This is a genomic window from Polaromonas sp. P3_C2 (genome assembly GCF_056402675.1).
On sequence record NZ_JBFUGX010000234.1, the window covers coordinates 1 to 11,556 of the forward strand.

Consider the following 11,556-nt stretch of genomic DNA (forward strand, 5'->3'; position numbering starts at 1 on the left):
AGGTTAATTCCCACGGCTTGAGGAAGGCGCGCGGTAGTTGCGCCGCAGTTTCGCCGATCTTCTGCAGGTAAATCATGCGCTCCTGCGGGTAGTGAAGGCGGTACACCCCCGGCGCATAGCCATCGACCTGGCGCTGCAGTGCCAGGTAAATTTCCAGCAGGTGCATCCCTCCCGCTGAAGCAAGGGCCCGATGAGGCAAATAGCCTGTGCGAGGATGTTTGATGTGCACAACCCCGGCAAGCGACCACAGCAGCTGATGCAGCGCAGAAGCGGATACCGTGCGATCGTCAAAGGTATTGCTGGTTACGCGGGAGGACAGAAATCTGTCAAGCGGTGCACTTTCCACCGTGACGGCGGCCTCGGGCAAGGCACTGGGCGCTTGCTCGGTATTCCACAAGAACCGGCCCGCGATGCCGTTAGTGAGCGCGGGAGATGCTCTGATGCCCAAAGGGCTGAGCTGGAACGCATAACGCGCCGCATGAGCACTCGCCAGGCTGGCATCGATCAATGCGCCTTCGCTGAGCAGAAAAGTCAGGAATTCGGAAAACTTTGCACGGGCCTGTGTATCGGCAATGCTGCTGACGGCCTGGTTGGCAGTGCGGGTGCCGTCGCATAAAGCGAAAACATGCTCCAGCAGGACCGCCGGCGCCTCTATCTCGACAATCTCGCTCGCATGGCGAACCACCAGCATGGCTTTGCGGCCTTTGCTGCGTATGCAACTGGCGCCCGCCAGCATGGGCGCCAGGCGATCCCAATCGGTCAGGCAGGCTTCGACGGCCGCCGGCACTCTGGGGTTCAGGATGCTGTTGTGCGTACCTGTGCGAGTCATTGCGGGAATGCTGTGATCCACCCATAGGCGTCGTCCCGGAGATTCCCGGCCGGCGGGCGGGTCATGCGGATGTCAATAGGCACGTAGATGTCTCCGAAGAGGGTAATAGGCTGCCTGGCGCGCGGAGTTGTGCGGGACAGAGTGGAGAGGCTCCGGCCCCATCGGCGAAGCGCTCACTAATATATCCGCGCAGTTCGGAATTTGTTTGTTTTTTCTGCGGACCATCGCATTCGTTTGTTCTCCGCTGTCACTTGTCATGGCTACCTCGTCAGCCGTTGCACTATCCCGGTAAATCAAGCCTTGCGCCGCAAATGGCATGGCCTGTTGGTCTGGTGATTGAGGGTTTTCCTAAACAAAGTGGTAAATGTGAGGATGTATTGATGAAATACCGTTGAGCAGTTCTCCAAAGGGTTGGAGGAGGGGTGAGGGGCAGGGGCCCGAGCCGGCGGTTCACCATTAGGTAGATCACATGGTTGCGATCGTCAGCGGCAATAGCCTGGGCTTGGGTTCAACGTCATTGGCCACGCTGGGGCGAGGCGGGCTGCTGGGGGCGGCCGGCCAGGGGCGAAGCGGCGAGCAGGCGTTTGTCAATGTGGCCAATGGTAATTTGGTGCTGCAGGACCGGGACGACTACCTGGTTGCGCACGGCGTGAACCTGACGGCGCTGCGCACCTACAACAGCCAGGGCAAGCTCAACGACGACAATGCCGACAACTGGTCCATGGGGGCCTATGCCCAGCAGGTGAAACTGGCGGGCACACTGAACGCTGCCGGCAGCACCCTCACCCGCACCGCCCGGGACGGCAGCGAGTCGGTCTACAGCTGGGACGCTGGCAGGCTCGCCTATGTGAGCACCGACGGCGCCGGCGCCTACGACACCATCAAGGCGGTCGGCAGCGACTACGTCTGGACCGACGGCGACACCGGCCTGACCGAAACGTATGAGGCCGCCACCGGGCGGCTGGCCAGCACCACCGACGCCAGCGGCACGAGCGCCAGCTACGCCTACAACGCCTCGGGCCTGCTCTCCAGCATGACCAGCGCCAGCGGCGACGTCACCTACCTCGACTACGTGGGCAGCAACGTTTCCAAAGTGCGCACCGTCAGGGCCGACGGCACGACCCTCACCCGCGTGGCCTATGCCTACGACACGAGCAACCGCCTATCTTCGGTGAGAGTGGACCTCAGTCCGGAAGACGCCAGCACGGCAGACAACTATTACTACCAGACCACCTACACCTACGACGGCGCCAGCACCCGCGTGGCAAGCGTCACCCAGAGCGACGGCACCAGCCTGACGTTCACCTACGTGCAAGTGGGCGCCGACTACCGGGTCGCCACCGTCAGGGACGGGCTCAACCACACCACGAGCTACAGCTACGACACCGTCAACAATCGCACCACGGTGACCGACCCGCTCGGCCTCGTCACCAGCTACGAGTACGACGGCGCAGGCCAGCTCACCAAGATCACGGCACCCGCGGTCGGCGGCGTGGCACGGGTCAGCAGCTTTGCCTACAACGCCGCCGGCGACCTGACCCAGGTCACCGACGCGCTGGGCCAGGCGACGGCGATGGAGTACGACGCCAACGGCAACCAGGTCCTGCAGCGCGATGCGAGTGGCAACACCGTCACGCGCACCTACGATGCCCGCAACCAGCTGCTGACCGAGTCCACCTATACCGTGGCCGACCCGGACGGCGCCGGTGCCGGCCAGCCCGCCCTGCCGCTCACGACGCGCTACGTCTACGACGCCGCCAACAAAAACCTCCTGAGGTTTGTGCTCAGCCCGACAGGGCGCGTGACTGAGTTCCGCTACAACGCCTGGGGCGAGCAGGTTGCCAGCATCCAGTACAGCGCGGCAGCCTACAACGTGGCCGCCCTGGGCGCCACGGCCGTGCCCACAGAAGCGGCCATGGCCACCTGGGCCGGCGCGCAAAACCTTCTCCTGAGCACGCGCTCCGACCGGGTGCTGGACGCACGCGGGCAACTGCAGTCGGTCACGGTGTACGCCAGGGTCGACGCCGCGGGCAACGGCGTTGCCGACGGCAGCCAGTCGACGACCCAATACATCTACGACCAGGCCGGCCTGCTGCTCAAGACCATCTCGGGGACGGCGGGCGTCAGCCTGTACACCTACGACGGCCTGGGCCGCGTGCTGTCGGTGCAGAACGCGCTGGGGCAGACCACGCTGACCAGCTACGACGACGCCGGCCGCAAAACCACCGTCAGCTTCGCCAACGGCCTGTCGACCAGCAGCACCTATGACGCGGCTGGCCGCCTCATCAGCGTCACGCAAAGCAGCGCGCAGACCGCCAACCTGGGCACCACGCTTTACGTCTACGACGCCGACAACCGTCTCACGATGACGCAGGACCCGAGCGGCGTGCGGGCCTGGATGCTGTATGACGAAGCCGGCCGCAAGACCGCCGACATCGACGGCAACGGCAGCCTGACGGAATACGTCTACAACAAGAACAACCAGGTCACGCAGACCATTGCCTACGCAAGCGCGGTGAATGTGGCCAGCCTCGTCAACGGGTCCGGCCAGCCGCTGAACCCGTCGCTGGCGGCGGTGCGGCCGGCCGGTGTTGCCGCCGACCTCAAGTCCTGGCGCGTCTACGACAGCGCCGGCCGCCTGCTCAAGACGGTGGACGGCCAGGGCGCCGTCACCGAGATGCAGTACGACGGCGCCAGCCGCCTGGTATCCGTCACGCATTACGCCAACCTCATCTCAACCGCGGCGCTGGGTGCAGCACCGGCCGCCGGCAGTGTTGCGCCCACGGCCAACGCCGCTGCCGACCGCGTCGAGAGAAACTTCTACGACGACGACGGCCTGCTGCGCGCCAGCCTCGATGCCGAAGGCTACCTCACGGAATTGAGGTACGACAGCGCCGGGCGCCTGGCCAGCCGCACCGCCTACGCCACGGTGACCGCCCAGGCCCTGCGCGCCAGCGGAACGCTGGCCCAGCTTCTGCCGGCCACGGATGCCAGGGACATCACCACACGCCTGGTGCTCAACGCCCAGGGCCAGGTGGCCGGCGAAATCGATGCCGAGGGTTACCTGACCGAGAAGGTCTACGACGCCAACGGCAACCTCACCCAGAGCATCCGCTACGCCACGGCTGTCAGCGCCGGCGCGCTGGCCGCCTTCACCTCCAGCACGACGGTTGCCGATCTTCGCCCGGCCGCCAGCGCGCAAGACCGCAGCAGCAGCGCTACCTACGACCTCCTGAACCGCGTCGTCACGTCAACCGACGCCGCCGGCACCGTCACGCAGTTCACGTATGACAGCACAGGCAACCTGACACAAAAGGTGTCCGCCGCCGGCACCTCCGAGGCCCGCACGCTGACAGCGAAGTACGACCTGCAGGGCCGCCTGGTCGGCGAGCTCACCGGTGTCGGCAGCGCGCTGCTCACGGGCAGCCTGACGCAGGCGCAGATCGACGCCGTCTGGAGCCAATACGGCCTGACCCACGCCTACGACGCCGCGGGCCGTCGCACCAGCACGACCGACGGCTACGGCAATAAGACGCTGTTCTTCTACGACGTCGACGGGCATCTGACGCACACGGTCAACGCGCTCGGCGAGGTACGCGAGAGCCAGTACAACGCCCTGGGGCAGCTGACGTCCACGGTGAGCTACGGCACCCGCATCAACCTGGCCGGGCTGACAGGCGCCAATGCCGGCGGGCTGGTCAATGCCGCGCTCACCGCCGCCATCGTGGTGAATGCCGCGCTCGACAGCAAGGCCACCTATGCCTACAACAGCTTCGGCGGCCTGGCCAGCAGCACCGACGCGCTGGGCAATGTCACCGCCCTGGGCTACAACGCCTTCGGCAATGAAGTCAGCCGCGTGCAGGACCTGGGCGCATCGCAAACCCTGACGCGGACCACCACGGTAGACCGGCGCGGCCTGGCGACCGGGGCCGTGCTGGATGCCAGCGGCATCAACGCCATCACGTCCGCCGTGTACGACGCCTTCGGCCGGCTGACCAGCAGCACCGATGCCAACGGCCACACCAGCACCCGGACCTTCGACAGGCTGGGCCGCGCCGTCACCAGCGTTGACCCGCTCAATGTCACGCGCAGCAGCAGCTACGACGCCTTCGACAGGGTACTCACGCAGACCGACGGCCTGGGCCAGGTCACGAGCTACAGCTATGACAAGGTGGCGCGCTCTGTCACGGTCACCACGCCCGAGAGCGTCAGCGTCACGACGGTGCAGACCCGCCTGGGCCAGACCCAGAGCGTGACCGACGGCCTGGGCAACACCACCAGCTTTGCCTACGACCTCAACGGCAACCTGCTCACCACGACAACAGCGCTGACCACCACCAGCCAGAGCTACGACCGCAGCAACCGGCTGGCCAGCACGACGGACGCCAACGGCAACCTGGTGGTGCTCGGCTATGACGCCGCCAACCGGGTTCTGGCGCGCACCGTCGATCCGGCGGGCCTGAACCTCACCACCACCTACGGCTACGATGCCAAAGGCCAGCAAGTCACCGTGACCGACCCGCTGGGCATCGTCACCCAGTTCAGCTACGACCTCAAGGGCCAGCTGACCCAGCAGGCGGTCGACCCCCTGGGCCTGAACCTCGTGACGGCCTACAGCTACGACGGGCGCGGCAAGACGCTGACGGTGACAGACCCCCGCGGCACGGTCACCCGCTACACCTACGACAAGCTCGGGCGCCGCACTCTGGAGCAGGTCGACCCGACGGGCCTGAACCTCACGCGCAGCTATGCCTACGACAAGGCCGGCAACGTCACCAGTTCCACCGATGCGAACGGCAACCTCACGCGTTACGCCTACGACGCGGGAGACCGGCTGGTGTTCACCGTCGATGCGGCGGGCAACGTCAGGCAGAGCGGCTTTGACGCGGAAGGCCGCGTCGTCAAGACCACGGTCTATGCAACGGCTATCACACCGGCGGATATGGCCGGCTTGCCGGCGGCCGCCAGCGTGGCGCAAATCCAGGCCAGGGTGCTTGCCGCCGCGGGCTCGGACCTGGTGGAGAACCGCGTCTACGACAGGGACGGCCGGCTCACGGCCACGGTCAACGCCCTGGGCGAGGTGGTCAAGTACGTGTATGACGCGGCAGGTCTACGACTCCAACGGCAATGTGCTGGAGCGGCTGGCTTACGCCAGGCCGATAGCGCCGGCAACCACTGCCACCGCTGCGGCCATCACGGCCGCAGTCGTGGCTTCCGGCAGCGATGTGCGCGTGCGCAATGTGTACGACCAGGCCAACCGGCTGGTGTACCGTGCCGACGGCGTCGGCGCCGTCACGCGTTTCGTCTACGACAGCAACGGCAACACCGTCAAGACCGTCCAGTACGCCACGGCCATCGCCGGCTCGGCCGCGCCGGCCAGCGTCACGGCCAGCGCCGCCGACCGCATCACCGTGTTCGCCTATGACAAGGCCAACCGCCAGACCTTCAGCGTCGACGCCCTGGGCGGCATCACACAATTGGTTTACGACAGGAATGGCAATGTGGCGCAACGCCTGAGCTACGCTGCGGCCATGACGGCGCCCACGGCAGCCGGCACGCCCAGCGCCCAGGCGATCCAGTCCGCGGTGGTCCCCGATGCCGCCAACGACCGCATCGAGCGCTTTGCCTACGACCTGGCCAACCGAAAAGTCTTTGACATTGATGCCAACGGCGCGGCCACCGAAACAACATTCGACGCTGCCGGCAACGCCGTGCAGCTCAAGCGCTATGCCGCGCTCGTCAATGTGTCGACCCTTGGCGCCACGGCCTCTGAAGCGGCGGTTCGCGCCTTGCTCGTGGCTGACGCGGCGAACGATCGCGTGGAAAAGCGCGTGTTCGACGCCAGCAACCGCCAGGTCTACGGTGTTGATGCCCTGGGCTATGTCCGCAAGACGGTGTACGACGGCACCGGCGCCATCAAGGGCGTGACTGAATACGCCCTGGCCATACCGGCGGCCACGGCCGGCACGGCCACCGCGATCGCAGGCGCCGTCGTTGCTTCGGCCGCGAATGACCGCAGCAGCAGCTTTGTCTATGACGCCGCGGGCCGCCTGACGGGCAGCACCGATGCGTTGGGTTTCACTGAATCCAATACCTACAACGGACTGGGTGAAAAGCTCAGCTTCACGAACAAGAAATCTGCGACCTGGACCTACGACTACGACGCGGGCGGTCGCCTCATCCAGGAAACCTCACCTCAGGTTTCCTTGACATCCGTGGTGGTGAATGCGGGCGGCAATCTCGAGGTCAATGAGACCGCCTCCGGCGCGGCAGGTGTTGTCACGCGCCTGGCATACGACGCGCTCGGCAACCTCGTTTCCCGCACTGAAGCTTTCGGGCGTGCGGAGCAGCGGCTAACCAGCTATGAATACGACGCCCTCGGCCGGCAGGTCAAGACGACCTACCCCGCGGTGGGCGTGTACAACGCCGCCACCGACAATCTCACGACCAACGGCGCGACAGGCTTGGCCACGCGTACTGAAACGCAGCAGACGCTGTTCAGCCAGGTCAGCTACGACATGCTGGGAAACGCCATCGCCAACCGCGACGTCGCCGGCAACTTCAGCTACAAGGCCTATGACAAGCTTGGCAATGTCAGCTATGAGGTCGACAGCCTGGGCTTTGTGACCGGCTACACACGCAATGTCATGGGCGAGGTCACCCGTCTGGTGCGCTTTGGATCGGCGACGACTTTGCCGAACGGCAACCCTGCAAGCCTGTCGGTGGCTCAGGTCGATGCCGCGGTCAACGGGGCAGGCGTCAACCACGGCATGGACCGCAACCTCCTGACCCAGTATGACCGTGTGGGGCGCGCTGTCCGGATCACCGAGCCGCAGACCTATGTCTACGACCCGGACGCCGCCAACGGCAGCCAGTATTTCATTGCGGGAAAAACCACCCGCAATACCTTTGACGCATTCGGCAACCTGATCCGCGTCGCCTTGCTGAAAAACCCGGCGACCGATACCTGGACATCCACCACCAACTATTTCGACAAGCGTGGCCAGCAAACCGCCAGCGTGGACGCCTTGGGCTACCTGACCACCCAGGCTTTCGACGCCGCTGGAAACCTCAGCGCGCACACCGAATTCGCCACGGCGATCGCGGGCTGGAACAGCGCATCTCCCGCCGCTGCCTCGCCGGCCGCCACTGGCAGCGCCGACGACCGGACCACGCTATACATCTTTGACCGGGGCAACCGCAAGACCTCGGAAGTCAGGGTGAACGTCGAGTACAGCGACAACAGCAATGCGACCAGCGTACGCGGCAACCTGAGTACGACCTACGGCTACGACAGCGTCGGCAACCTGACCCGCACGACTGACGCCGCCGGTGCCTCCACCTACAGCTACTATGACGCCATGGGCCGCGTCACGGCGATTGCGGCCCCTGCACGGGCAAGCACGGCCGACGGCAGCGTGTTGACCCCGTTGACGGTGTTTCGCCGCGATGCCTACGGCAACGTGGTCGTCAAGACCGACTTTGCCAAGGGTGCCAGCGCTGCCAGCGAGAGCGCTTACACCGCGGCAACGGCCGACGCAGCGGATCGCCAGACCATGGCATATTTCGACCGCTCGGGCCATGTGACCCAGCTCGCGGACGCACAAGGCTACAACCACTACAGCTCCTACGATGCGCATGGCAGCATCGCCAAGGAATGGCAAGCCGTCACGGGCAATGACGGTGTCACCAGAACACTGTTTCGGGCTTATCAATACGACAAGCTGGGCCGCCAGACCCACGTCATTGACCCGGCTTCCACCACCGTGCTGCAGGGTGGCCTCAATACGGTGCAGGTCGGCTCGGCCACCACGGTAGCGAATGAGGCGGGATCGCTGACGCTGGCGGGCAGCAACAGTGTTTCCCTGACGTGGTCCAGCTTGGTCAATGCTGCGGGCGGCTTGGTGCGCGTCCAGGTCGACTACCAGACGCTGTCGACCTACAGCCCGGTCGGCTCCAACGAGTCCGGCATTATCTATGGCGGCACGCCCAGCCACGCGGCGAGYCAGGTACAGGATTTCGGCGCCGCTGCCGCGAGTGGCGGCGTTACGTTAGGCTGGGGAAATGCCAGCGCAACAGACGGCGGCATTTCACAGCTCAGCTACATACGTATCTGGCAGCAGGATGCTGGTGGCAACTGGATCGCCAAATGGGAAGGCAGCGCCGCGCAGGCGACCGGCTCCGGCATCACCACCGTCAGCCAGGCGCAAGCCGGCGTGGTGGACACCGCGGTCGAGTACAACGCCTTCGGCGAGATGACGCGCAAGGGCGTCAATGGCGGGCGGCAGGAGTATTTCGACTATGACAACGCCGGCCACATCTGGCGGACTAACGGCGGCGATGGCGTCGACAAGGTCGCGCTCTACGATCTGCAGGGACACCAGACGGCGGACATCCGCAGCGCCGGCTCAGGCCGGGCCAATACCAACCTGCTGGCTTTCACCAGCGCAGACCAGGTTGCTGCGCTGACCGACGTGCGCCGCACCGACATGCGCTACGACGCGATCGGCCATCTGACACAGCAGCTGCAGCCCGAGCGCCTGCAGACGCAAGGCGGAGTGCTGGTGCGCCAGAACGCCACCCACGCTTATGTTTCCTCGTCTTCAAGCATCATCGGGCGCGACGAATCCGGCAACATCCTGGGCTGGACCGGCACCAATAGCGTGTCCTTGAGCTGGACCAGCCTCGCAAGCCTGGGCAGCGGCGACGTCAAGGTGGTCATGGACTACGTGACGCCGATCTATACCAATTTTGTGGGTGCCACCATCATTGGCACCGACGAAGCCGGCCAGCCGATCTATGCCAGGGACGAAGCCGGAAACATCATCGGAACGGTTGTGCAAGCCGGCGGCGCCGCGGGTAGCCGCAGCCAGATACTGACCGCCGAGCAAGGCGCCAGCGGCGTCACCATGAGTTGGCAAGATCCTGCCGGCACCATTAACGGCGGCCTTGGCAGCGTAACGCGCCTGCGTCTCTATAAGAAAGACCTGCAGGGCAACTGGCAGCAAATCAGCGACCAGACCAGCTTGGGCTATAGCGGCAACACCATTGAAGTGGCCGTGCCCACCGACCCCGGGACCGACATCCAGCTGCAGCTGCGCCCTGCGGGCACCGCCGGAAGCGGCGGCTGGAGCAACGTAGCCCTGACCAATTTCGGCGACGCGTTGCGCTTTGACGCGTCCGCACTCGGTATAGGCAACTATGAATACCGGGTGCTGACCACGCCGCCCRGTGCCGCGACGCGGACCACGGCGACCGGCAACCTGTCGATGGCGATGCCGGCCCTGTCAACCATCAGCGCGCCGCTGGGCTTTGTCCAGACCGGCGTTTACGGCTGGGCAAGCCCGGGCGCAGGCGTCGAACAGGTCTTGCGCGTCAGGCCGGCCGGCAGCACTGGTGCCTGGCAGGTCCGTACGGTGGCTCCGCGCGGCGGTGGCTACGATGGCGCCGACGTGAGCAACCTGGGCGCGGGCACCTACGAGTACGAACTGCTCTGGATACACGCCGGGGAGGGAGCTCCCTACGCGCACGCCACCGGCCAGATCGCGGTCGTCGCGCCCTACGTCCAGACCCAGTGGATCACCCCGGCCAATCCGGCCAACTACATCACCGGGTACACGAACGCCCAGTACAGCGCGCCGGTCATGGTGCAAACGGTCACCTACAACGAATCCGGCCAACCCGTCTACACCACGGTGCTGGGTGCCAATTACCAGTGGAGCGGTAATGTCGTTGTCGGCGTTCCTTACCCCGTGTGGACGCTGACCAGCTACACCACGGCGTACTACACCGTGCAGGTGCCGACGCAAGGGCCACCCATCATCATCGGGTACGACGAAAGCATGCAGCCGATTTATGCGCGCGATGAATCCGGCAACATCATCTACCAGACGATTTACGTTCCCACGACTTACAGCTACCAGGCGCCGGTGTATTCGAACGTGTGGTATTTGCCGCCGGACCCGGCTCAGTACATGACGGTCCCGAGCAAGCCTATTTACGGCCCGCCCATCGCGTACCAGGTCGTTGTCGGATACGACGAAAGCACCGGTTACATCTACGGCACGCAACTGGCCGAGCATTACCAGTGGAGCGGCAATGTGGTGGTCGCCGTACCGTATTCGGTCTCTACCTATATCCCGACGCAGTATTACGCCAGCAATACGACGGCAGCGGGCAGCAGCTCGGTCAGCCAGAGTGCTGGTGCCCAGCTGGGGCAAACCGCCGTCCAGAACGGAGACAGCCAGTGGGTTCGCCCGGTCATCAACCAGAAGACCGACCGCTGGGGCAACGTGCTGGAGATCAACGACCCGCGCTCCGCGAACTGGAAAACCAGCTATCGCTACAACGCCAGCAATGAGCTGATCCAGCAGATCCAGCCCGACAGCGGCGGCAACCAGGGCGCAGGCAGCCCGGTGACCAATATCTACTACGACCGCATGGGCCGCCAGGTTGCCCTGAAAGATGCGAACGGCAACGTCAACGGCCAGGTATTTGATGCCGCCGGCAATCTGGTGCAAGACATCCACGCGGACGCCGCCGTATCCAGTTACCGCTACGACGCCTTCGGCAACCGCGTCAAGGCCACCGACGCGCGCGGTTTTGTCACCACCTTTAACTACGACAAACTCAACCGCCTGCTCAGCACCGTGCGCCCGGCTGTGGGCATCTACAGTGTCAACAGCGCTAATTCCGCTTACTACATCGGCACCGGCGCCATTGTGGAG

2 protein-coding genes are annotated in these 11,556 nt (G+C 65.0%); one reads left to right on the forward strand and one right to left on the reverse strand.

The window, feature by feature from the left end; genetic code table 11:
- Positions 1-829 (reverse strand): hypothetical protein (locus AC1DWI_RS11485; RefSeq protein WP_477724863.1); only part of this gene is annotated, 829 nt, incomplete at its 3' end.
- Between the two features lie 469 nt (positions 830-1,298).
- On the opposite strand from AC1DWI_RS11485, the gene AC1DWI_RS11490 reads away from it, so the two are divergent.
- The gene (locus AC1DWI_RS11490; protein WP_477724864.1) at positions 1,299-6,254 is read left to right on the forward strand and encodes an RHS repeat domain-containing protein; all 4,956 of its coding nucleotides are present in this window, start codon (positions 1,299-1,301) and stop codon (positions 6,252-6,254) included.
- Positions 6,255-11,556: the final 5,302 nt, after the last annotated feature.

Coding starts and splice junctions, on each gene's coding strand:
- AC1DWI_RS11490 (WP_477724864.1), top strand. CDS start 1,299: ATGGTTGCGATCGTCAGCGGCAATAGCCTGGGCTTGGGTTCAACGTCA.